Source organism: Polaromonas sp. (assembly GCF_010365105.1).
Classification (GTDB): Bacteria; Pseudomonadota; Gammaproteobacteria; order Burkholderiales; family Burkholderiaceae_C; genus Polaromonas.
This window is the reverse complement of the sequence record NZ_JAAFGZ010000004.1, coordinates 1-21,197: the sequence shown is the minus strand read 5'-3', so window position 1 is coordinate 21,197 and position 21,197 is coordinate 1. Positions and strand designations below refer to the sequence as shown.

At 61.1% G+C, this 21,197-nt stretch carries 21 protein-coding genes; 8 read left to right on the top strand and 13 right to left on the bottom strand.

The window, feature by feature from the left end:
• Positions 1-19: 19 nt before the first annotated feature.
• The 3 genes from GZ092_RS03425 to GZ092_RS03415 form a co-directional block, all read right to left on the bottom strand.
• Positions 20-673 carry an amino acid ABC transporter permease gene (locus tag GZ092_RS03425; RefSeq protein WP_293634382.1) on the bottom strand — a complete coding sequence of 218 codons (654 nt, stop codon included), beginning with the start codon at positions 671-673 and terminating at the stop codon, positions 20-22.
• Complete coding sequence (locus GZ092_RS03420; protein ID WP_293634381.1) at positions 673-1,344, bottom strand: amino acid ABC transporter permease; 672 nt, start codon at positions 1,342-1,344, stop codon at positions 673-675. The genes GZ092_RS03425 and GZ092_RS03420 overlap by 1 nt, the downstream gene beginning before the upstream one ends.
• Positions 1,345-1,505: 161 nt before the next feature.
• The gene (locus tag GZ092_RS03415; protein WP_293634380.1) at positions 1,506-2,588 is read right to left on the bottom strand and encodes a substrate-binding domain-containing protein; all 1,083 of its coding nucleotides are present in this window, start codon (positions 2,586-2,588) and stop codon (positions 1,506-1,508) included.
• 783 nt (positions 2,589-3,371) lie between these two features.
• On the opposite strand from GZ092_RS03415, the gene GZ092_RS03410 reads away from it, so the two are divergent.
• Positions 3,372-3,581: a hypothetical protein gene (locus GZ092_RS03410; protein WP_293634379.1), complete on the top strand. Its 210-nt coding sequence runs from the start codon at positions 3,372-3,374 to the stop codon at positions 3,579-3,581.
• 217 nt (positions 3,582-3,798) lie between these two features.
• Here GZ092_RS03410 and GZ092_RS03405 read toward each other — a convergent pair whose 3' ends face one another.
• Entirely contained in the window at positions 3,799-3,924 is a 126-nt protein-coding gene (locus GZ092_RS03405; RefSeq protein WP_293634378.1) for a hypothetical protein, read from the bottom strand.
• A 230-nt stretch (positions 3,925-4,154) separates the two neighbouring features.
• On the opposite strand from GZ092_RS03405, the gene GZ092_RS03400 reads away from it, so the two are divergent.
• A complete protein-coding gene (locus tag GZ092_RS03400; protein ID WP_293634377.1) occupies positions 4,155-4,328 on the top strand; it encodes a hypothetical protein in 174 nt (57 codons plus the stop codon).
• A gap of 66 nt (positions 4,329-4,394) precedes the next feature.
• Here GZ092_RS03400 and GZ092_RS03395 read toward each other — a convergent pair whose 3' ends face one another.
• The 5 genes from GZ092_RS03395 to GZ092_RS03375 all read right to left on the bottom strand — a co-directional run bounded on the left by GZ092_RS03395 (position 4,395) and on the right by GZ092_RS03375 (position 8,332).
• Positions 4,395-4,607 carry a KGG domain-containing protein gene (locus GZ092_RS03395; RefSeq protein ID WP_293634376.1) on the bottom strand — a complete coding sequence of 71 codons (213 nt, stop codon included), beginning with the start codon at positions 4,605-4,607 and terminating at the stop codon, positions 4,395-4,397.
• Between the two features lie 324 nt (positions 4,608-4,931).
• On the bottom strand, positions 4,932-5,153 hold the full coding sequence (locus tag GZ092_RS03390; protein ID WP_293634375.1) for a hypothetical protein: 222 nt from the start codon (positions 5,151-5,153) through the stop codon (positions 4,932-4,934).
• A 128-nt stretch (positions 5,154-5,281) separates the two neighbouring features.
• Positions 5,282-6,184 carry a sulfurtransferase gene (locus GZ092_RS03385; RefSeq protein ID WP_293634374.1) on the bottom strand — a complete coding sequence of 301 codons (903 nt, stop codon included), beginning with the start codon at positions 6,182-6,184 and terminating at the stop codon, positions 5,282-5,284.
• Positions 6,185-6,206: 22 nt separating this feature from the next.
• Positions 6,207-7,109 (bottom strand): DMT family transporter, encoded by a 903-nt coding sequence (locus tag GZ092_RS03380; RefSeq protein ID WP_293634373.1) that lies wholly within the window; start codon positions 7,107-7,109, stop codon positions 6,207-6,209.
• A 104-nt stretch (positions 7,110-7,213) separates the two neighbouring features.
• Complete coding sequence (locus GZ092_RS03375; protein ID WP_293634372.1) at positions 7,214-8,332, bottom strand: aromatic ring-hydroxylating dioxygenase subunit alpha; 1,119 nt, start codon at positions 8,330-8,332, stop codon at positions 7,214-7,216.
• A 277-nt stretch (positions 8,333-8,609) separates the two neighbouring features.
• On the opposite strand from GZ092_RS03375, the gene xseB reads away from it, so the two are divergent.
• The 5 genes from xseB to dctP all read left to right on the top strand — a co-directional run bounded on the left by xseB (position 8,610) and on the right by dctP (position 14,438).
• The gene (xseB, locus tag GZ092_RS03370) at positions 8,610-8,894 is read left to right on the top strand and encodes an exodeoxyribonuclease VII small subunit (protein ID WP_293634371.1); all 285 of its coding nucleotides are present in this window, start codon (positions 8,610-8,612) and stop codon (positions 8,892-8,894) included.
• A 100-nt stretch (positions 8,895-8,994) separates the two neighbouring features.
• Positions 8,995-9,966: a polyprenyl synthetase family protein gene (locus GZ092_RS03365; protein WP_293634370.1), complete on the top strand. Its 972-nt coding sequence runs from the start codon at positions 8,995-8,997 to the stop codon at positions 9,964-9,966.
• 37 nt (positions 9,967-10,003) lie between these two features.
• Positions 10,004-11,914 carry a 1-deoxy-D-xylulose-5-phosphate synthase gene (gene dxs / locus GZ092_RS03360; protein ID WP_293634369.1) on the top strand — a complete coding sequence of 637 codons (1,911 nt, stop codon included), beginning with the start codon at positions 10,004-10,006 and terminating at the stop codon, positions 11,912-11,914.
• A 250-nt stretch (positions 11,915-12,164) separates the two neighbouring features.
• Positions 12,165-13,247: a TRAP transporter substrate-binding protein gene (locus GZ092_RS03355; RefSeq protein ID WP_293634368.1), complete on the top strand. Its 1,083-nt coding sequence runs from the start codon at positions 12,165-12,167 to the stop codon at positions 13,245-13,247.
• A gap of 111 nt (positions 13,248-13,358) precedes the next feature.
• Positions 13,359-14,438, top strand: coding sequence for a TRAP transporter substrate-binding protein DctP (gene dctP, locus GZ092_RS03350; RefSeq protein WP_293634366.1), 1,080 nt, complete (start codon positions 13,359-13,361; stop codon positions 14,436-14,438).
• Positions 14,439-14,577: 139 nt separating this feature from the next.
• Here the strand turns inward: dctP and GZ092_RS03345 are convergent, their stop codons facing one another.
• From GZ092_RS03345 to senB, 4 genes are all read right to left on the bottom strand, one after another.
• Positions 14,578-16,401: a TRAP transporter large permease subunit gene (locus tag GZ092_RS03345; protein WP_293634365.1), complete on the bottom strand. Its 1,824-nt coding sequence runs from the start codon at positions 16,399-16,401 to the stop codon at positions 14,578-14,580.
• Between the two features lies 1 nt (position 16,402).
• A complete protein-coding gene (locus tag GZ092_RS03340) occupies positions 16,403-17,005 on the bottom strand; it encodes a TRAP transporter small permease subunit (protein WP_293634364.1) in 603 nt (200 codons plus the stop codon).
• Between the two features lie 672 nt (positions 17,006-17,677).
• The gene (selD, locus tag GZ092_RS03335) at positions 17,678-18,751 is read right to left on the bottom strand and encodes a selenide, water dikinase SelD (protein WP_293634362.1); all 1,074 of its coding nucleotides are present in this window, start codon (positions 18,749-18,751) and stop codon (positions 17,678-17,680) included.
• Positions 18,751-19,770, bottom strand: a complete 1,020-nt coding sequence (gene senB, locus GZ092_RS03330; protein ID WP_363254211.1) for a selenoneine biosynthesis selenosugar synthase SenB — start codon at positions 19,768-19,770, stop codon at positions 18,751-18,753. Before senB ends, selD begins: the two co-directional genes overlap by 1 nt.
• 58 nt (positions 19,771-19,828) lie before the next feature.
• Here senB and senA point away from each other — a divergent pair, with 58 nt between their 5' ends.
• Entirely contained in the window at positions 19,829-21,055 is a 1,227-nt protein-coding gene (senA, locus tag GZ092_RS03325; RefSeq protein WP_293634628.1) for a selenoneine synthase SenA, read from the top strand.
• The last annotated feature ends 142 nt before the right edge of the window (positions 21,056-21,197 follow it).

Below are 21,197 nucleotides of genomic sequence, written 5' to 3'. Positions count from 1 at the left end.
GTCGAAAGTGAGGCTGGAATCAGCGTGCCAGCGCGGCGGCCTGCCGGCGTTCCATGTGCGCGGCCAGCAGCGACAGCGGCCAGCACAGCCCGAAATAAATCGCCGCCACCACGCTGAACACGATCAGCGGCTGGAAGGTGGCGTTGTTGATGATCTGGCCGGCGCGGGTGATTTCGGTGAAGCCGATGATCGCCGCCAGCGACGTGCCCTTGATGATCTGCACCAGGTAACCGACCGTGGGCGCCAGCGCAATCCGAGCCGCCTGCGGCAGGATGACAAAGCGCATGCGCGAAACGTAGGACAGGCTCAGCGCGTGCGCCGCCTCTACCTGGCCGGCAGGAATCGCCTGAATGCAGCCGCGCCAGATTTCACCCAGGAAGGCGCTGCTGTTCAATATCAGCGCCACGCCGGCCGCAACCCAGGGGTTGATGTCAAGGCCCAGCACCGGCGCGCCAAAAAACACCAGGAATAGCTGCAGCAGCAGCGGCGTGCCCTGGAATATCTGGATGAAGCCGCCCGACAGGAACTGCGCCAGCCGGTTTTCAGACGTGCGTCCCAGGGCCACCAGCAGGCCGCCGATGGCGCCGCCGATGAAGGCGATCAGCGACAGCGCCACCGTCCACTGCGCCGCCTGGAGGATGAACAGGAATTCAGGAAATCCGAAAGTACGCATCACCGACGATCCGGGTAGTTGAGGCTGATCTTGTAGATCACGCGGAACAGCGCCGAGAACGACAGCGCCAGCAGCAGGTAGATGCTAGCTACGACGATGTAGATCTCGAAACTGCGAAAGGTTTGCGACTGCAGGTTGGCCGCGACCGAGGTCAGGTCGTCGGCAGAAATAGCCGACACCACCGCCGAGCTCAGCATCAGCAAAATGAACTGGCTGGTCAGCGCCGGGTAGATCGCCTTGAGCGCCGGCTTCAAAATAACGAAACGAAAAATCTCGTGGCGCTTCAAGTTCAGCGCCAGGCCGGCTTCGATCTGTCCCTTGGGAATCGACTCGATGCCGGCACGGATGATTTCGGTCGCGTAGGCGCCCAGGTTGATGACCAGCGCCGTCAGCGCAGCGGTGTAGGCCGACCAGCGCAGGCCCAACGCGGGCAGGGCGAAAAAGAAAAAGAACAGCTGCACCAGAAAGGGCGTGTTGCGGATCAGCTCGATGTAGGCGTTGATCACGAAGCGCAACGGCTTGGGTCCGGCGGTCTTGCCCCAGGCGCAGATGATGGCGACCACCAGCCCGAGCAGCATCGCCAGCAGCGACAACTCGATGGTGTTCCAGGTGCCCTTGAGCAGCAGCGGCCAGGCTGCAAAAACGTCGCCGAACTGGAAGGTGTAGTTCATGGGTGGAGCGCTGGCGTCGCAAAGAACGTCAAGTCTTTGAGTACGGCGGAAAAGGTAAGTTTTTCTGAAAACATGACAAGGTGTTAATTTTTGATCATCCTGAAACCGGTTTCATTGAATTATAAAAGCAGGCGTACCGGGTCTGTAACTCCGTAAAAACCCTAGTTTGCTGAAATAATTACGGGTGCCACCGATACCGACGGAACCGACGAGCCGCGCGGCAGAAGGCGGCCAGACAGCAGGATCTGGCGCGGCGGCAGGTCCAGGCCCTGCAGCCGTTCCATCAGGCAGTGGGCCGCCAGGCGACCCAGTTCGTCGGTGGGCTGGGCAATGGTGGTCAGGCCGGGGCCGATGTAGGGCGACCATTCGGTGTCGTCAAAACCCACCAGCCCCAGGTCGGTGCCCAGTTGCCAGCCCATACGCGCCAGGCTGGCCACCACCCGCAACGTGACCACGGCATTGCTTGAAATGACGCCCGCCAAACGCCCGCCGGCACGCTGGCGCTGGTCGCGCAGCGCGTTGTCCAGCGCATCGCCGTCGTCCTCCGTGCTTTCAAAGGTGCGGCCCTGGAGACCGGGCACCTCCGGCGCAGTGTTGCCGATGAAACTGCGAAACGCTACATCGCGCTCCATGCGGGAACTCACATTCTTGACCGGCTCCGAGATGAACAACAGTTCGCGGTAGCCGGCCTCGACCAGATGGCGCGCGCCCAGTTGCACGGCGCCCGCATTGTCGAGGGAGACAAAGTCGGCCTGCATGTTGTGGTGGCGCCGGTCCACCAGCACCACGGGCTTGCCGTGGCGGGCGGCATCTGCTGCGGCACCAGCGTCGCCGCCCAGGGTGTTGAGGATGAAACCTTCGACCTGATAGGCCGAGAGCGCTTCAATGGCTTTGCCCTCGCAGCGGCTGTCATTGCCGAGGTTGAACAGCATCAGCAGGTAGCCGGCTTCCTGGCAGGCTTTTTCGGCGCCGCGCAGCACGGCCACCGAAAAAGGGTTGGTCACGTCCGCCACGACCAGGCCGATCAGCCGCGAACGGCCGCGTTTGAGCGCCCGCGCCATCGGGCTGGGGCTGTAGGCCAGCGCGGCGACCGCCACCTCGACGCGCGCGGCAATGTCCGGCGTGAGCAGGGTTTCACGGTGGTTCAGAAAGCGCGACACCGTGGCTTTGGAAACGCCGGCTTCCCGGGCAACATCTGCAATCGTGGCGCGCGCCGGGGAAGGCTGTTTGTTTGAAAAAGGCATGGGCAGGGGAAGGGTAAAAAGCAGGCAGGTTTTGACTAGGTTTTGAAACCAGTTTCAGGAATGGTAGCACTGCCCAAAAGCAATCAGAGATTTCTTGAGACTATGATTTTCATAGCAATAAAACCCTGTGCTGTATGCGCAAAGGCCATTTTTTATCCACAATTTCAATGGCGGTTGCAATGTCAGCCTTGGCCTTGCTGCATGCTGTGCTTTTGGGCACGGTTTGCGCCGCAGCACACTTTGGCGCCGCAGAAGAAATGACCGCCAACTGCGTGGCGCGCCGGGCATTGCTGAACGCGTGAGGCTGTGCCGGTTGGGGATTTCCGGGTTGTCAGCCGAACGCTTACAGCGTCAGGGCTTGGCGACCTATAAACCGCCAGCCTGGCCTGTTGGAAGATCAAGGCAGTGAATAAATCAACCTCCGCCAGGAAGGCAGGTCCCCCATGAACAAGATTCCATCCATTTCAATTCCAGTCGGACCTTCTGCAGTCTCGGCAGCAGAATGCACAAAATCCGTGAATGCCAGAACCCCCCGGGATTTGCAAAGAGCCGCAAGCGTCCGGGCGCGCCAGTCCGGAAAGCTCCATTCCCGGTTTGCCGGTTACATGGCTTTTGGCGCGGCTGTATTTGTTTCGCTGATGGCAGCGGCCACCGTTGCCAGCCACGATGTTCCTTTGCTGTTGGGAGGGTTTTGAAATGACGGTTTCTGCAGATTCCCAGGGCGCAAAAAAGACAGACGATGTTGCTGCCTCTGCCAGTCCAGACGCAGCCAGCCACGCGGCTATGGGAGTTGATCAGCAAGCCAGTGCAGGCACGGCGCCTTCGGCACCCGGTTCCAAGCCGGGCGGCGAGGAGCCTCCCATGGTGCTGGAGCCAGACCTGCCTTCAGACGGCCGGGACGCAGTCGGCGAAGCCATGATCCGTGACCTGCCGCAACGTCCCGAACTGAGCGAGCCGCCCAGCCAGCCCCATCCATCCACCCAGGCGAAATGAAAGTCACACATGGCAACCAATCCCAACGTACCCCCGCCCGAACCCGTCCAGCCCTTGTCAACACCACCCGAACCGGGTGAAGTCCAGCCAACGCCGATGCCGATGATTGCTTAGGCTGACGAAGTTTGCCGCCAGGCCCATACCGGGAGGCGGTCAACAATAACTTTCCTGGGTCATACCTGTGGGCCGGATTTCTTCGCGCCTGCATTGGTCTTGTTCACAGTCGCCAGGCGCGCCGGACCGCCTTGCCTTCGGGCACACGCTTTTTCTCATGGGCTTCCTCGATATCATCTGCCTGGCGTTTTTGCTTGGAGGTGCATCTTGATTTGTCTCCTGGCAGCATGGACCCCTCCTTGGTTGCAGCCGGGAATGAACCCCTGTTGATTGAACGCTTTGCAATTTTTGCGCTTGCCATGCTTGCTTGACGATGTGGCTAAGATTTTCCTTACGGCAATAGCAAGAACTTCCTACAAAGCTGATGGGCTGGGTTGCTTAGAGTCAATTCAAGACAGGGTCGCTGTCGCTGCGCTGTTTTCACCGCCAGAGAGTTGCCCGTCACGCAAGGAAGCCATCATGAAAGCCCACAAGCCCGACAGGGAACGCGAACTGAAGCCTTCCAGGAACCACTTGGAGCGTCCGGATAACGGCTCCAGGGGCTGGAAAGAGCAGGGTCCGAATTCCGGAGCCTGGAAAGACAATCCGCACAAACCGCAACGCCTGGCGCGTCACGCCTGGCTGATCAACTAAGTACCTGGCAAAAGATAAAGAAAAAGGGCGCTTCAAACGCCCTTTGTGCCCGATGAGACAGCGCCCTCAGCGGCTCTTGCTGCTGGCCTGGCCACCTTTGCGACCCGCCGCGCGCGCTTCCTCCGACGTGAACTCATGGGCGTTTCCGCTCAGGTGCGCAGCCCTGCCGCCTTCCCTGGCAATTTCACGCTGACGTTCAGGGTTCATGGCGGCAAAGCCACGTTCGGGTTTTCCACTCGGCTTGCCAGCGGTTTTGCTGTCTTGTTTGCTCGTTGCCATTTCAATATCTCCTTAAAAGGGGTACGCCTTGAAATCCTGCAATCCATGCAAGCGCTTCATGGATGAAATTGACACGCCGCCTTGGCTTGTCACATTTTTATTCTTACCGATATTTTTAGCAATTTTTTCATTATTAACTCGACCATTCATGTAGGACAGGAGGAAGTAAAAGGTTGGGGATTTCTTCATCCTTTTCGATGACTCGTCCCAAACCAGGGGAGCAACGCGAAAAATTCCTACATTTCATGAGGTCGGCGTCTCATGCGCCATGCAGAAGGCGGGCAGCTAAATTGACCTTTGGCTGACGGTCAGCCGCTCCCTCTTTCAAAGGAAAACTGATATGCACGCATCAACACTGAAAACCGCAACCGCTGCGGCGCTTGCCTTGGCCGCTGCACTGGCACTGGCTGGCTGCAACAAGGCAGCAGACAATTCGACCACCACGACGCCGGGGTCTTCTTCCACCAGCCCCTCTAGCGGTTCGATAGGTTCATCCGGCACATCGGGAAGCACGGGCTCAGGGTCGATGGGCAGCGGTTCTGCCATGCCGCCAGCCAGCGCCGCCAGCAGCGGTGGTTGAAGCGATTAAAAAACCTCGCCTTGCACACTCCAAAAAGCCCTCTGCACATGTTGCGCAGGGGGCTTTTTCGCGGTGAATGCGCTGCCGTGGCCTTTCAGCCCTGCGCGACGGGCCGGTCGGGGTCTTTGCACCAGTCGCTCCAGCTGCCGGCATACAGTGCGCTGCGTCCCAGGCCAGCCACTTCCATGGCAATCAGGTTGGGCAGGGCGCTGACGCCGCTGCCGCAATGGTGAACCACGGTGGCGGGGTCACGCTGCCCCAGCAAGGCGGTGAATTCAGCTTTCAGCTGCTCGGCAGGCTTGAAGGTGCCGTCGGGCATCAGGTTCAATCCGAAGGGGCGGTTGAGCGCGCCCGGGATATGGCCGGCGACCGGGTCGAGCGGCTCGACCTCGCCTTTGAAGCGCGGCGTGGCCCGCGCATCGATCAGGGTCTGGGCAGGGCGTCCCAACTGGTCGGCAACCGTTTGCGCATCCACCAGCCGGGCGCGCTCGGGTCCGGCCAGAAAGCTGGTCTGGAAATGGGCGGGTTCTTCGCCGCTGTTGACCGGGCCGCCTGCTGCTTGCCAGGCCTGCAGCCCGCCATCGAGCACGGCGACGTTTTCATGGCCGGCCCATTTGAGCATCCACCACAGGCGACCGCAGTAATTGGCCTGGTTGCGGTCATAGACCACCGCCTGCATCTCATTGCCCATGCCGACGCTGGATAGCCAGGTGGCAAACTTTTCACGGTTGGGCAGCGGATGACGGCCGCCCGAGGCTGGCGCATCGGCGCCTGTTGCCGTGATCAGACCATGCGCGCCGGGCACGCCGTGGCGGGCCGTGAGGGCGGTTTCCAGGTCCGCGTAGATGGCGCCGGGAATATGCAACTTCAGGTAGCTCTGCATGCCCGCGTGCGGCTGCATCAATTCAAAACTGCAGTCGAAGATGCGCAGTGGCTGGCCGCTTTTTGTCAAGGCCTGCAGTTGTTCGGCCGAGATCAGGGTGGTGTAGTTCGTCATCAGGGTTCCTTGGGTAGCAAACTCAATGTTCTTCAGCCGGCGCATTGGGCGCCGCGCGGGCCCGCAGCATGGTGGCGGATATAGCGCTGACGATGATGAGCGCCATGCCGGCCCAGCCCGTCAGGGGGATATTGTCACCAAAAAGGACCAGGCTGTAGAGTGCGGCGAACACAATTCCCGAATATTGCAGGTTGGCGACCATCAGCGTGCTGCCATGGTTTTTCGACATCGAATAGGCCTTGGTCATGGCCAGTTGGCCAAGCGATGCCAGGATGCCGATGGGCGGCAGCCAGAGGGCCTGTTGCCAACTCCAGGCCGAGGTGCCGGTCAACGCGATGCCCAGAGCACCCGCGACCGCCGTGCCGACACCGAAATAAAACACGGTGCGTATTTCAGGCTCGCCCATGCGTGAAATCGCCATCACCTGCATGTAGGCAAAGGCCGCACCCAGCCCCGACAGCAGCCCGATCAGGCCGGCAAAGCTTTGGTTCTGGTCCATGGCGGGACGCAGCAGCATGACCACGCCGCCAAAGCTGGCCAGGATGGCGAGCACCAGCGGACCCTGTTTCGGTCCCTTCTTGCCCGGCTTGCCCAGCATCAGCGCGCCGCCCACCAGGAAAGCGGCAATCCACACGCTGCTCATGTAGTTCAGCGTCATGGCAGTGGCCAGGGGCAAGTGGGCAATCGCATAAAACCAGGCCGACAGCGACATCACGCCGATCACGCTGCGCCAGGCATGCATGGCCGGGTAGGCCGTGCGCAGGGACGTGCCGTGGACACGCGCATACAGCGCCATGAAGACAATACTCACCACGCCCCGGTAAAACACCAGTTCGGCGCTGGTGAAGTGCGCGGACGCGAACTTGACGCACACGCCCATGGAGGCGATCAGGAATGCGGACAGGACCATCCAGACGGCTTGCATCGCTTGATTTCCGGGTTTTATGGTTTAAAAATGGCTTTTGCGCATGCCCGGCTTGCATAAGCTGCTATTTAATAAATAGCAGTATGGGGGCGGGCGCCACGCCCTCAGATCATCTGGGTGGTTTTGCTGGCGCCCATTTCACGGCGATACCACTCGTGAAAGTGCTGCATGCCGTCTTCCATCGGGCTCTGGTAGGGGCCAAACTCGTTGTCGCCGCGCAGCATAAGCGCCTTGCGGCCGGCGTCCATGCGCAGCGCGAGTTCGTCGTCCTCGACGCAGGTTTCCATGTAGGCCGCCTGCTGGGCTTCAATGAACTCGCGCTCGAAAGCGCATATTTCTTCGGGATAGAAAAATTCCACCACGTTCAGCGTCTTGTCCGGCCCCTGCGGGTGCAGCGTGCTGACCACCAGCGTATGCGGATACCACTCGACCATGATGTGCGGGTAGCAGGTCAGCCAGATCGCGCCGTACTTGGGCGGCTGGCCGTTGCGGTACTGCAGCACCACGTCGTGCCAGAGCTTGTACACATCGGTGCCGGGCTTGCCGAGCTTGTCGGACACGCCCACGGTCTGCACCGAATAGCTTGGTGCCAGCTCCCAGCGCAGGTCGTCCGTGGTGACGAAGCCGCCCAGTCCGGGATGGAAGGGGCCGACATGGTAGTCCTCCAGATAGACCTCTATGAAGGTCTTCCAGTTGTAGTTGCATTCGTGGATATGCACCTTGTCGAGCTGGTAGCCGGAAAAATCAAGGTCGGCCATGTGGCCCATGGGCGCCATCTCCGCTGCAATGTCGCGGCCGTTGTCTTCAAACACCAGGCCGTTCCATGTCGTCGTCTTGTAGCGGTTCAGGTTCAGGCACGGATCGACCTCGAAATGCGGCGCGCCGATCAACTCGCCCGAGGTGTTGTAGGTCCAGCGGTGCAGTGGGCAGACGATGTTGCTGCCGGTGTTGCCGCGTCCCTGCAGCATGGTGGACTGGCGATGCCGGCAGACGTTGGAAATCAGTTCGATTCCCGAGGCATTGCGCACCAGCGCACGGCCATCACCTTCGTGCGGCAGCGTGTAGTAGTCTCCAAGGTTGGGCACGGCCAGTTCGTGACCCAGGTAGCGCGGTCCGCGCGCAAACAGTTTTTGCTGTTCGCGCTGGTAAAGCCCGGCATCGAAATAGCTGGAAATGGGAAGCTGGCTGGTGGCTTGCAACAGCCGGAGGCTTTTATCGGGCATCGGTTTCTCTCAACAGGCCGCCGAAGCCGGGCGAGGCGACGGTGTAAAAGCCAGGTAAACCAGCAGGCGGGGAGGAGCCTGCAGACAAAAAATAGGGCGAACTTGCCATGGGGTGACCAGTTCCGGTATCAAGAATGGTTATCAAGTGTACCCGCGCGCCATGCCTGCAAGTGTCCCTCGGCAGCCAGCGGGATAATGCCTGACTGCCCGACTTTGCCAGTGCCTACATCCAGAATCACGGCAAACCTTTAAAATCAGCCTCCACAACCCTATTCACATGGCCAAAAGCTCCGTTTCCCCTACTGCATCACCGCGTGTCCCGGACCCTGACGCCAGCGCCACGCCCCTGCCGGCATTGCCTGCCACCTACGAGGCCGCACTGCAGGAACTTGAAGCATTGGTCGCCCGGCTGGAGTCCGGTCAGCTGCCCCTGGACCAGTTGCTCACGGGCTACCAGCGCGGCGCGCAATTGCTCAAGTTTTGCCGGGACCGGCTTGAAGCGGTTGAAACCCAGATCAAGGTGCTGGAAGGCACCGAACTCAAGCCCTGGACGCAGGCCTAAATCATTTTTCGGGTTCAATGCATCAAGCCCACGCTTCGCACTTGTCCGCAGCGTTGCGGGTGGACTTATGACAGTGCTGGCCTGTACTGAAAACATTCCCATGTTCCCTGTCATCAACGGCGTCACCGCCCCAGCGCAAAAGACCACTGAATTGAACGCTCCTGAACACACTTCCCTGTTTGACCTGGGCGCCTGGAGCGCCGTGCAACTCGCGGTCATTGAACGTGCCCTGTCCCGCTGGGTGGCCAGCCCGAGCGATGCGCCAGCGCCGGCCGGGCTCGGCGATGCCATGCGCTATGCCGTTCTTGACGGCGGCAAGCGGCTGCGTCCGCTGCTGGTCATGGCCGCCTGCGACGCGGTCAACGGCGATGCGTCGGTGGCCTTGCGCCCGTCCTGCGCGGTCGAGTTGATCCATGCCTATTCGCTGGTGCATGACGACATGCCGTGCATGGACAACGACGTGCTGCGCCGTGGCAAGCCCACGGTGCATGTGCAGTTTGGCGAGGCGCGGGCGCTGCTGGCCGGTGATGCACTGCAGGCGCTGGCGTTCGAGTTGCTGACACCCGACGATGCGTCAGTCGATGCCAGAGCGCAGGCGCGTCTGTGCCGCCTGCTGGCCCAGGCCGCCGGCTACCAGGGTATGGCGGGCGGGCAGGCCATTGACCTGGCCAGCGTCGGTCTGCCGCTGACCTCCGCGCAACTGCACGAGATGCACCGCCTCAAAACCGGCGCACTGCTGCAAGCCAGCGTGATGATGGGCGCCGCCTGCGGCAGTGCATCCCCGGCGGCACTGGATGCCTTGCGTGACTACGGCGCCGCTATCGGCCTGGCGTTCCAGGTCGTTGACGATATTCTGGACGTGACAGCCGACGTGGCCACGCTGGGCAAGACGGCCGGCAAGGATGCCGCCCAGGACAAACCGACCTTCGTCTCGCTGATGGGGCTGGAGGCTTCACGGTGCTATGCGCAAGAATTGCTGGCGAAAGCCCTCGACAGCCTTCAGTCCAGCCAGCTTGAAAATACCCATGCCTTGCGGGCGCTGGCCGACATGCTGGTCAACCGGCAGCACTAGTCACGGCCCGGCCCCGCCATAACGGAAATACACCACGATGTACTCATTGCTTGAAACCATCAACAGTCCGGCTGACCTGCGCAGGCTCCCGCGCGCGCAACTCAAGACGCTGGCCGATGAACTGCGCGCCTATGTGCTCGACAGCGTTTCCAAAACCGGTGGGCATCTAAGCTCCAACCTGGGCACGGTCGAGTTGACGGTCGCCCTGCACTATGTCTTCAACACGCCCGATGACCGGCTGGTCTGGGACGTGGGCCACCAGACTTATCCGCACAAGATACTGACCGGCCGGCGCGAACGCATGGCCAGCTTGCGCCAGTTCGGCGGGCTGTCGGGCTTTCCGCGCAGGGGCGAGAGCGAGTTCGACACCTTCGGCACCGCGCATTCGTCGACTTCGATCTCGGCGGCGCTCGGCATGGCGCTGGCCTCGCAGTTCAAAGGCGAGGACCGCAATGCCGTGGCCATCATCGGCGACGGCTCGATGAGCGCCGGCATGGCGTTTGAGGCCATGAACAACGCCGGCGTGCATGACGACAGCCGGCTGCTCGTGGTGCTCAACGACAACGACATGAGCATCAGCCCGCCGGTGGGCGCGCTGAACCGCCACCTGGCGCAACTGATGAGCGGGCGCTTTTACGCCTCGGCCCGGCACGTGGGAAAGAAGGTGCTGCAGGTGGCGCCGCCGCTGTTAGAGCTTGCGCGCCGGCTCGAAACCCATGCCAAGGGCATGGTCGTGCCCGGCACTCTGTTCGAGAACTTTGGCTTCAACTACATCGGCCCGATTGACGGCCATGACCTGGAGTCGCTGATTCCCACGCTGGAAAATATCAAGCATCTGCTGGCGACCGGCGCAGGGCCGCAGTTCCTGCATGTCGTGACGAAAAAAGGCCAGGGCTACAAACTGGCCGAAGCCGACCCTATTGCCTACCACGGCCCCGGCAAGTTCGATCCGTCCATGGGCCTGCAGAAATCCAGCACGCCCGCCAAGCAGACCTTCACGCAGGTGTTTGGCCGCTGGCTGTGCGACATGGCCGAGCATGACCCGCGCCTGGTCGGCATCACGCCGGCGATGCGCGAGGGTTCGGGCATGGTGGAGTTTCACCGCCGCTTTCCCAAGCGCTACCACGATGTCGGCATTGCCGAGCAGCATGCGGTGACCTTTGCAGCCGGCATGGCGTGCGAGGGCCTGAAGCCGGTGGTGGCGATTTACTCGACCTTCCTGCAACGCGCCTATGACCAGATGATTCATGACGTGGCGCTGCAAAACCTGCCGGTGGTGTTCGCGCTGGACCGTGCCGGACTGGTCGGTGCCGACGGCGCGACCCATGCGGGTGCCTACGATATTCCTTTTGTGCGCTGCATACCCAACATGAGCATGGCCTGCCCGGCCGATGAAAACGAATGCCGCAAGCTGCTGACCACCGCGTTCGAGCAGAACCATCCGGTCGCCGTACGCTATCCGCGCGGCGCCGGCGCCGGTGTCGAGCCCGAGGCCGGTCTGAAATCGCTGCCGTTTGGCAAGGGCGAGATTCGCCGCGAAGGCAAGGGCATTGCCATCCTGGCCTTCGGCACGCTGCTCTACCCGGCGCTGCAAGCGGCTGAAAAGCTGGACGCGACCGTGGTCAACATGCGCTGGGCCAAGCCGCTGGACACTGAACTGCTGCTGAAGATCGCCGCCAGCCATGAAGCCCTGGTATCGGTGGAAGAGGGCGCCATCATGGGCGGTGCGGGCAGCGCAGTCGGTGAGGCATTGCAGGCGGCGGGCGTCCTCAGGCCACTGTTGCAACTGGGCCTGGCCGACGAGTTCATCGAGCACGGCGACCCAGCCCATCTGCTGGCCTTGCAGGGCCTGGATGCCGATGGCATCGAGGCCTCCATCCGCAAGCGTTTCGACGGCATCAAGGTGCACGATCAGCTGGCCAAGGTGGTGCTCAAGTCGGTTGCCTGACCAGATTTTTTTGCCCTGGCAATTGGCGGCGGAAGGCTGGCGAACGCCGGCTTGCTGTGGCATCCCCTTTTTTACGCTTTTCTACGGGTAACAACGGGGCGAAAGCCGTACAAAAACTGACAAAATGTCAGACAGGCCGCTACCTGCGACCATCGTGACTGTCAAGGGCATTGCCGCAAGAAATCTTGGGTGCTGACCGACAGGCAAATACGAAACAAGCAATCGTCAACCTTTCAAAAAGAGAGTATTCATGGATCGTCGATCACTCATCAAAAACGCTGGCATTGCCGGTGTGCTGGCTGCCGGCATTGCGCCTGCGGTTCATGCCCAGGCCAATGTCCGCTGGCGCCTGGCTTCGAGCTTTCCCAAATCGCTCGATACCATTTTTGGCAGCGCTGAAATGTTTTCTAAAACCGTCAAGGCCCTGTCCGGCGGCAAATTCGAAGTGTCGGTGCATGCGGCCGGCGAATTGATGCCCGCCTTTGGCGTGGTCGATGCCCTGCAGAACGGGACTGTCGAAATGGCGCAAACCGCGCCTTACTATTTCACGGGCAAGGATGCGATTTTTGCTTTTGGCTGCGCCGTGCCTTTCGGCCTGACGGCCCGCCAGATGGATGCCTGGATGGAGCATGGCAACGGCCGCAAGCTGATGGATGCGTTTTACGCCCAGTACAACATCAAGAGCCGCAGCGCCGGCAACACCGGCACCCAGATGGGCGGCTGGTACCGCAAGGAAATCAAGACCGTTGCCGACCTGAAGGGCCTGAAGATGCGCCTGGGTGGCGGACTGTTTGGCGAGGCCATGCAAAAGCTCGGCGTCGTGCCGCAGAACATGCCGGCTGGCGAGGTTTACCAGGCACTTGAAAAAGGCACGCTCGATGCGGTGGAGTTTGTCGGTCCCTACGACGATGAAAAGCTCGGCTTCAACAAGGTCGCGCCGTTTTATTACTACCCCGGCTGGTGGGAAGGCGGCGCCGAGCTGGAATTCTTCATCAACACCAAGGCGTATGCGGCGCTGAGCCCCGAGTTCCAGGCCATCGTCGATGCAGCCACGTCCGTTGCCGCACGCGACATGACGGCCAAGTACGACGCGGTCAACCCGATTGCCCTGAAAAAGCTGGTTGGTGCCAAGACGCAGCTCAAGGCCTTCCCCAAAGCCATCATGGATGCCGGTTACAAGGCGTCGATGGAAGTGTTCGCCGAACACGAGGCCAAGTCGCCCGAGTTCAAGAAGATTCACGCCGACATGCGCGCATTCCAGCGCGACCAGTTGCTGTGGGCGCGTTTCTCGGAATCGGCCTTCAGCAACTACATGGCGTCGGTCAAGCTCTAAGCGCTGCGCAGCCAGCAGTCCCCAACATGATTGACTCGCATCTTTGCGGCCAATCATGTTTCTTGAATCGAACACCTGTTCTAAACCCAACAAGTTTTCAAGGAGACATTCATGGATCGTCGTTCCCTCATCAAAAACGCTGGCATCGCTGGCGTGCTCGCTGCCGGAATTGCCCCGGCGGTTCACGCCCAGGCGGCGATTCGCTGGCGCCTGGCTTCGAGCTTTCCCAAGTCGCTGGACACCATTTACGGATCTGCCGAGGTGTTTTCCAAAGCCGTCAAGGAAATGTCCGGCGGCAAGTTTGAAATTTCGGTGCATCCTGCCGGTGAACTGATGCCGGCATTCGGTGTGGTGGACGGCGTGCAGAACGGCACGGTCGAGATGGCGCACACTGCGCCCTACTATTTCTTTGGCAAGAACGAAGCCTTTGCCATCGGTGGCGCCATTCCGTTTGGCATGAATTCCCGCCAGCTCACGGCCTGGATGGTGGACGGTAACGGCAGCAAGCTGATGCGCGAGTTTTACGCCAAGTACAACATCGTCAACCTGCTCGGCGGCAACACCGGCGCGCAAATGGGGGGCTGGTTCCGCAAGGAGCTCAAGACGCCAGCCGACATCAAGGGGCTGAAGTTCCGCGTCGGCGGCTTTGCCGGCAAGGTCATCGAGCGCATGGGTGGTGTTCCGCAGAACATTCCCGGCGGCGAAATCTACCAGGCGCTGGAAAAGGGAACCATTGATGCCGCCGAGTGGATCGGACCCTACGACGACCTGAAGCTCGGCTTCAACAAGGTCGCGCCGTTCTACTACTACCCCGGCTGGTGGGAGGGCAGCCTGAACCTGGAGTTCTACATCAACAACAAGGCTTTTGAGGGGTTGTCGAAAGAAAACCAGGCCATCGTTCGCGCCGCTTCGCACGAAGCGCATGTGGTGACGCAGGCCCGTTACGATGCCCGCAACCCCGGTGCCCTGAAGCAGCTGGTCAGCGCCAAGACCAAAGTCGTCGCGTTTCCGCAGTCCATCATGGACGCATCCTTCAAGGCTTCGATGGAGGTTTATGACGGGCTGAACACGTCCAACGCCGACTGGAAGAAAATCTACGCGGACTACCGCAATTTCCAGCGTGACCAGGTCCTGTGGTTCCGCTTTGCCGAATCGAGCTTTGACAGCTTCATGCAGCGCCAGAAGCTCTAAGCGCAGCACGCTGAAACCCCCGTCCGCAGCAAGCCTGCGGGCAGCACCCATAAAAAAAGGCCCTCGGGCCTTTTTTTATGGGTGGGTGAATACGCGGTGCAGTTTCAATAGCGCCGCTCGCCCGGGTTCGTCAGGGAAATCACCGGGTCGGCTTGGCGCTCTTTTCAAGCGCCTCCTGCATCGCCTTCATCGGGTCTGTTTCCTCGGCGGCTGGCGCAGCGGCATCGTTTTCTGCCGGTGCCGCCTCGCTGCCAGGCATCTCGGGCTCGGCAGGCACGGGCTCGGATTCCGGCATGCGCAGCAGTTCCATGACTTCAGCATTGCTCAGGCCTTTTTCCTTGACGATGCCGCCAGTCACCAGCGACGGGTAGATCATGACGGAGGCCACCATGATCAGTTGCAGGAAGATGAAGGCGATGGAGCCCTTGTAAATCTCGTTGGTGGTCACGGCCTTGATGTTCTCGCCCGTCACGCGGTCCTTGTAGTCCTTTTTGGCCGCCACGCTGCGCAGGTAAAACAGCGCAAAGCCGAACGGAGGCGTCAGGAACGAGGTCTGCAGGTTCATGGCGATGATGACGCCAAACCAGATCATGGCCGCGTCGGGCGTCATGCCCGGAACCAGGCCCGGAAGGATTTTTTCAGCCACCGGCGCCAGCAGCGGAATCACGATGAAGGCAATTTCAAAGAAGTCGATGAACATGCCCAAAATGAACACCAGAATGTTCACGACGATCAAAAAGCCCCAGCCGCCGCCCGGAATGCTGTCAAACAGGTGTTCGACCCAGATGTGACCGTCTGCGGCATTGAACACGAAGCTGAACACCGTCGAGCCAATCAGGATGAACAGCACGAACGACGCCAGCTTGGCCGTGTTGTCAAGCGCCTGCTTGAGCAGCGACCACGACAAGCGCCCCTTGCCCAGGCCCAAAATCAACGCGCCCAGCGCGCCCATGGCGCCGCCTTCAGTAGGCGTGGCCACGCCCAGAAAGATCGTGCCCAGCACCAGAAAGATCAGGATCAGCGGCGGCATCAGCACAAACGTCACCTGCTCGGCCAGCCGCGACAGCAGACCCATGCGGGTCACTTTGTTGATGATGGCCAGCGCCAGTCCGGTCAGCGAAGCCAGCGTCATCGACAGGATGACGATTTCATCGCCCGGTGCCGGCATGCTGCGGTCCAGCCAGACGGTGAGCAGCCGGTTGTGCACCTGCGCCCAGCCAAAGCCGACGGCTGTGCAGATCAGCACCAGCACCAGCAGCGAACGATGGCCCGAACTGCCGTTGGGCTCGCGGTAGATGCGCGCCTCAGGCGGCAGCGCCGGCACCATGGCCGGCTTGAAGAGTGCCACCACGACGATGAACAGGATGTACAGGCCCACCAGCAGCAGGCCGGGCACCAATGCGCCCGAATACATGTCGCCGACCGAACGGCCCAGCTGGTCGGCCAGCACGATCAGCACCAGCGATGGCGGAATCGCCTGCGCCAGCGTGCCCGACGCGGTGATGGCGCCAGTGGCAATCACCCGGCTGTAGCCGTAGCGCAACATGATGGGCAGCGAAATCAGGCCCATCGAGATCACCGCAGCCGCCACCACGCCGGTGGTGGCCGCCAGCAGCGCGCCGACCAGGATCACCGCAATCGCCAGCCCGCCGCGCAGCGGGCCAAACACCTGCCCGACGGTTTCAAGCAGGTCTTCGGCCATGCCGGAGCGTTCCAGGATGATGCCCATGAAGGTAAAAAACGGAATCGCCAGCAGCGTGTCGTTTTGCATGATGCCGAAGATACGCAGCGGCAGCGCCTGGAACAGCGAGGACGGAAAAATGCCCGCTTCAATGCCGATAAAGCCAAACCCCAGGCCGGCGGCGGCCAGCGCAAAAGCCACCGGAAAACCGGTCAGCAGGACGAGGAAAAGCCCCCCGAACATGAGCGGCACAAACTGTTGTGCCAAAAAGGTGGTCTGCATTTCAGGATTCTCCGGCCAGTTTGCGGGCGGCAACGGCCTCCAGCTCTTCGATGTGTTTTTGTTCGTCGGACTTGGCGTCCTCGCCGGACATCACGTCCGGCCCGTTGCCTGTCAGAAAAGCCACACGCTTGATCAGCTCGGACAGGCCTTGCAGCATCAGCAGGCCAAAGCCCAGCGGCACCAGGCTGTACACCGGCCAGCGGATCAGGCCGCCGGCATTTTGCGACATCTCGCCTGATGCCAGCGCCTGCGTGAACAGCGGCCAGCTGAGGTTGATGATGACAATGCAAAACGGGAACAGGACCACCAGGATGCCCAAAACGTCAATCCAGTTGCGCGTTCGGTCGCTAAAGCGCGATGAAAGAAAATCGATGCGAACGTGAGAATTTTTCAGCAAACCGTAGCCGGCGCCCAACAAAAAGACCCCGGCAAACAGATACCACTGGATTTCAAGCAGCGAGTTTGAGCTGGAGTCGAAGATTTTTCGAACGATGGCATTGCCCGCGCTGATAAGCGTGGTCGCCAGGATCAGCCACATCGTGATTTTCCCCACCACGGTGTTCAGACCATCCACGGCCTTCGAAATTTTGAGTAAAGCGCGCAATTTTTGTCTCCGGGTTAAAGAACGACGTCACATCAAACGATCGGGCCAGGCAGTGTGAGCCTGGCCGATGCAGTTTTGTGTAACGGAGGGATTCTAAAGAACTGTTTTAGCGCTGGCGAAGAGAGTTATCCCTTGCGGCTGTTTTTATCGCGCAGAGTACGCTGAAATTTGGAAGGGATGCCGCTTGACCGGCCATCATCGCCCGCAAAAGCAGCCGCATTTTTCGTGGCTGCTGAATTTGCTAGCTAATTGATAGCTGTCAGCGCATATGCAGTATGCGCAAGAAACCTGTTTGATACAAAAATTTAACTGCTCTGGTCGTTGGAAACTTTTCACTTCCTCTTTTTCATTGCGGTCTGAGCCTGCGGACTCGATCCGGGAATCCGCAATCCATGACCCCGCTGGTAAAAAGGCATGGGTCCCGGGTGCTGAAACCCCGGACTTGATCCGGGGCCGAAATGACAGAGGATGCGGAGATGACAGAGGTTCATGTCATTGCGCGGTAATTTGAAAAGCGAGCTGCGCAGGTATCAAAAAAATAGGTGACCGGTTCATTGAGGGCAGTGATGGAGGCCGGCCAGGCGGCAAGTTTTGTCAGCCAGGGTGATTCCGCTTTGGCGGGCCTGGCGCTGGCCGGCCCGTGTTACATGGGCCGGGTTCAGGGCGCTGGCGTCAGACGACTTCGACGCCAGCGCCCTCGACCATCGTGCCCATCCGGCGCGCGCCTTCAAAGCCGTGGCGTTGAAAGCAGGCCAGCACCGCATCGGCTGCTTCGGGCGCGCAGGCAACCAGCAGGCCGCCGCTGGTCTGCGGGTCGCTCAGCAGGGCTTTTCGGGCCACGCTGATATCGGCCGGCAACGAAACTTCTGCGCCGTAGCTGTCCCAGTTGCGGCCTGATGCGCCTGTCACCATGCCTTGCTCCGCGAATTCGAGGACGCCGGGCAGCAGCGGAACCTCGTCGAGCTGAATCTGCATCCTGAGCCCGGCGCCGCGCGCGAGTTCGAGCCCGTGGCCGAGCAGGCCAAAGCCGGTCACGTCGGTCAGAGCATGCACCGCGTCCATCTTTGACAACTCAATGCCAGGCTTGTTCAGCTGCGTGGTGACGGCAACCATCTGCGCGTAGCCTTCGGCGCTCAATGCTTCCTTCTTCAGCGCCGCCGACAGGATGCCGACGCCCAGCGGCTTGCCCAGGATCAGCACATCGCCCAATTGCGCGCCGGAGTTTTTCTTGACGCGCGACGGGTGGATCAACCCCATCACCACCAGCCCGTAAATCGGCTCGACCGAGTCAATCGTGTGGCCGCCGGCAATCGGAATGCCGGCGTCGCGGCACACGTCCTGGCCGCCGCGCAGAATGGCGCCGATGGTTTCCAGCGGCAGCACGTTGATCGGCATGCCGACGATGCCCAGCGCCATGATGGGCGTGCCGCCCATGGCGTACACGTCGCTGATGGCGTTGGTGGCGGCGATGCGACCAAAATCGTATGGGTCATCGACGATGGGCATGAAAAAGTCGGTGGTGGCAATCAACGCCTGCTCGTCGTTGAGCTTGTAAACCGCTGCATCGTCGGCGGTTTCAATGCCCACCAGCAGTTCGGGCGGCAGGTTCAGGCCCGGCATGTTGCTGGAGTTTTTCAGGATTTCACTCAGCACGCCGGGCGCAATCTTGCAGCCGCAGCCGCCACCGTGCGACAAGCTTGTCAGACGGGGTGCAGCGGGAATTTTCGGTATGTCGGATGTGGTCATCAGGATGCTTTCAAAGGCGAAAAAGACAGGGAAGGACGGTCGCGCAGGCTGTCAAAGCCGCCCAGCACAGAAGCCAGCAAGTTTATGACAAGGCGCTTTTCTTCCTGCGGCGAAAACAGGTGCGCCCGCGCGTTGCACTGGCTTTGCAGCAGTGCCAGAAAATCCGGCTCCGCTGCGCAGCGCCGCACCAGCGCCGCCAGTTGCACGTCATCGCCGGGCGAAAAGTAGCCCGCGTAGGTTTCGCCGAGCATGCCGATGTTGCCGCTGATACGCGACGCCAGCACCGGCGTGCCCGACTGCACGGCTTCCAGAATGACCTGCGCGCCGCCCTCCATCAGCGAGCAGTTCACCAGGATGTGCGCGCGCTTGATGCGCTGACGGGTGACCGCGCGGCTCAAGCCGCCGAGCCTGTGGTAGCGCGCGGTGTGTTGTTCCGTAGCGCGGGCTGCTTCGGCAAAACGCGGTTCCAGCGCCATACCGATTTGCTCAAAATGAATGCCTGCGTCAAAGTCGCGCGTTGCAGCCCGCATGAAGGTCAGCGGGTCTTTTTCTTCACGCAAGTGGCCGACCATGAGCGCGCCAAAGCGGCGCGTGGATTTGTCAGCAGGCTTCAACGCCGGGGCTGACTGGTAAATCACCTGCGTTTTGCCACACCATGCCTCGGGCAGCGCCGCCAGTCCGGCGTCCTGCAGCACCACCAGGTGCGTGGCCAGCGCCAGCGACTGCTGCGCTTCAGCATCATTCTGGATGTCGCGGTACAGGTCGGTGCCGGTGAGCACCACGATCAGGGGTTTGCCCGGCCAGGCTTCAGCCCAAGCCCGGATCGAGGCTGCCGAGCGACGGGCGTGCAGCGCCACCATCGCTTGCGGTGTGCGCTGCGGCGATGGTGAAGGCAAAGGCGATGGCCAATGCGGCAACAGCGCAATGTCACAATAACTCGACAAGAAATTTGCCCAGCGCTGCGCGGTGTGCCAGTTGCCGTTGTTGGATTCGGCCATCGCCGGGCTTACCAGGACCACTGTTTTGGCTTTAGATTCCATACCCAATACATCACCCGAGTTGATCGATTCACCCCTCATGCGCAAGGCGGACCGGGAACTCCTGTCGCTCGCGCTTATGGACGCGCGCAATCATACGCTGCACCTTTTTGGCCAGTACCAGAACGCGCTGGAGGACACCGGATTTGCCGTGCCCCTGCTCGCCACGCTCAATCCGCCGCTGTGGGAGCTGGGCCATGTGGCCTGGTTCCAGGAGCGCTGGATTGGCCGCAACCTGCAGCGGGCGCGGGGCACGCGTTGCGACCCGGCGCAGGCCCGCCAAGCCTCCATCGAGCCCAACGCAGACCGCTGGTGGGATTCGGACCAGGTGCCGCATGACTCGCGCTGGACGCTGGATGTGCCGGACATGGCCAATTGCCGGGCTTATATGTTGAACACGCTGGAAAGCACGCTGGAACTGCTTGAAAAAGCCGACAGCGACGATGACGCCTTGTACTTTTACCGCCTGTGCCTGTTTCATGAAGACATGCACTGCGAAGCGCTGACCATCATGGCGCAGACCATTGGCTTGTCCTTGGACAAGCCCTTGCAGTTGGCCTTTACGCCGCCACCGATGGCGTTGCGCGAGCCGATGCTGATTCCGGCCACCACCTGGCAGATGGGCAGCGCTTCAAGCGCCGGTTCGGGCTTTGCGTTTGACAACGAAAAAGTGGTGCATGCCATCAGCGTGCCCGAGTTTGAAATCGACGCCCAGCCCGTCACCTGGGCGCAGTACGTCGAGTTTGTCGCCGATGGCGGCTACGACCGGCAAGAGCTGTGGCATCCGGACGGCTGGCAATGGCTGCAGGCGCAAGCAGCCGGCGAGGGCCGCCGGGGGCCGCGTTATGTCGAGCAGATCGGCATCGGCAGCGGCGCGGTCATCCAGACGCGGTTTGGCCAGCCCATGCGCATGCAGGGCACCCAGCCCGCCATGCACATGACCTGGTGGGAGGCCGACGCCTGGTGCCGCTGGGCCGGCCGCCGCCTGCCCGCCGAGGTGGAATGGGAAGTGGCCGCGCACACCGCCTCGCGGCGGGGGTTTCGCTGGGGCGGGGTGTGGGAGTGGATGGGCACGACGTTCCGGCCTTACCCGGGTTTTGCGACTGATCCGTACCAAACCTATTCCGAGCCCTGGTTCGGCACGCACAAGGTGTTGCGCGGCGGCTCGTTTGCGACCCGAGCGCGAATGAAATATCCGAAATACCGCAATTTTTATTTGCCTGAGCGGGATGATGTTTTTTGCGGATTCAGGTCTTGCGCGCTATGAAATAAATAGCTGCTTGCGCCCGCTAGAATTGCGCCGGAGGCTGATTTGCCTGATTAGCGACTTACCTCAGACTCGCAACACCTTCAATGGCAACGGCTTGGTGCTTACCAGTGCCCGCAGCAGCCCGGGCAGCATTGCCGGC

What these genes read in the sequence shown, in the direction of transcription:
- GZ092_RS03425 (WP_293634382.1), bottom strand. Translation starts at nt 673, where the DNA reads ATGCGTACTTTCGGATTTCCTGAATTCCTGTTCATCCTCCAGGCGGCG.
- GZ092_RS03420 (WP_293634381.1), bottom strand. Translation starts at nt 1,344, where the DNA reads ATGAACTACACCTTCCAGTTCGGCGACGTTTTTGCAGCCTGGCCGCTG.
- GZ092_RS03415 (WP_293634380.1), bottom strand. Translation starts at nt 2,588, where the DNA reads ATGCCTTTTTCAAACAAACAGCCTTCCCCGGCGCGCGCCACGATTGCA.
- GZ092_RS03410 (WP_293634379.1), top strand. Translation starts at nt 3,372, where the DNA reads ATGGGAGTTGATCAGCAAGCCAGTGCAGGCACGGCGCCTTCGGCACCC.
- GZ092_RS03405 (WP_293634378.1), bottom strand. Translation starts at nt 3,924, where the DNA reads ATGCTGCCAGGAGACAAATCAAGATGCACCTCCAAGCAAAAACGCCAG.
- GZ092_RS03400 (WP_293634377.1), top strand. Translation starts at nt 4,155, where the DNA reads ATGAAAGCCCACAAGCCCGACAGGGAACGCGAACTGAAGCCTTCCAGG.
- GZ092_RS03395 (WP_293634376.1), bottom strand. Translation starts at nt 4,607, where the DNA reads ATGGCAACGAGCAAACAAGACAGCAAAACCGCTGGCAAGCCGAGTGGA.
- GZ092_RS03390 (WP_293634375.1), bottom strand. Translation starts at nt 5,153, where the DNA reads ATGGCAGAACCGCTGCCCATCGACCCTGAGCCCGTGCTTCCCGATGTG.
- GZ092_RS03385 (WP_293634374.1), bottom strand. Translation starts at nt 6,184, where the DNA reads ATGACGAACTACACCACCCTGATCTCGGCCGAACAACTGCAGGCCTTG.
- GZ092_RS03380 (WP_293634373.1), bottom strand. Translation starts at nt 7,109, where the DNA reads ATGCAAGCCGTCTGGATGGTCCTGTCCGCATTCCTGATCGCCTCCATG.
- GZ092_RS03375 (WP_293634372.1), bottom strand. Translation starts at nt 8,332, where the DNA reads ATGCCCGATAAAAGCCTCCGGCTGTTGCAAGCCACCAGCCAGCTTCCC.
- xseB (WP_293634371.1), top strand. Translation starts at nt 8,610, where the DNA reads ATGGCCAAAAGCTCCGTTTCCCCTACTGCATCACCGCGTGTCCCGGAC.
- GZ092_RS03365 (WP_293634370.1), top strand. Translation starts at nt 8,995, where the DNA reads ATGTTCCCTGTCATCAACGGCGTCACCGCCCCAGCGCAAAAGACCACT.
- dxs (WP_293634369.1), top strand. Translation starts at nt 10,004, where the DNA reads ATGTACTCATTGCTTGAAACCATCAACAGTCCGGCTGACCTGCGCAGG.
- GZ092_RS03355 (WP_293634368.1), top strand. Translation starts at nt 12,165, where the DNA reads ATGGATCGTCGATCACTCATCAAAAACGCTGGCATTGCCGGTGTGCTG.
- dctP (WP_293634366.1), top strand. Translation starts at nt 13,359, where the DNA reads ATGGATCGTCGTTCCCTCATCAAAAACGCTGGCATCGCTGGCGTGCTC.
- GZ092_RS03345 (WP_293634365.1), bottom strand. Translation starts at nt 16,401, where the DNA reads ATGCAGACCACCTTTTTGGCACAACAGTTTGTGCCGCTCATGTTCGGG.
- selD (WP_293634362.1), bottom strand. Translation starts at nt 18,751, where the DNA reads ATGACCACATCCGACATACCGAAAATTCCCGCTGCACCCCGTCTGACA.
- senA (WP_293634628.1), top strand. Translation starts at nt 19,829, where the DNA reads ATGCGCAAGGCGGACCGGGAACTCCTGTCGCTCGCGCTTATGGACGCG.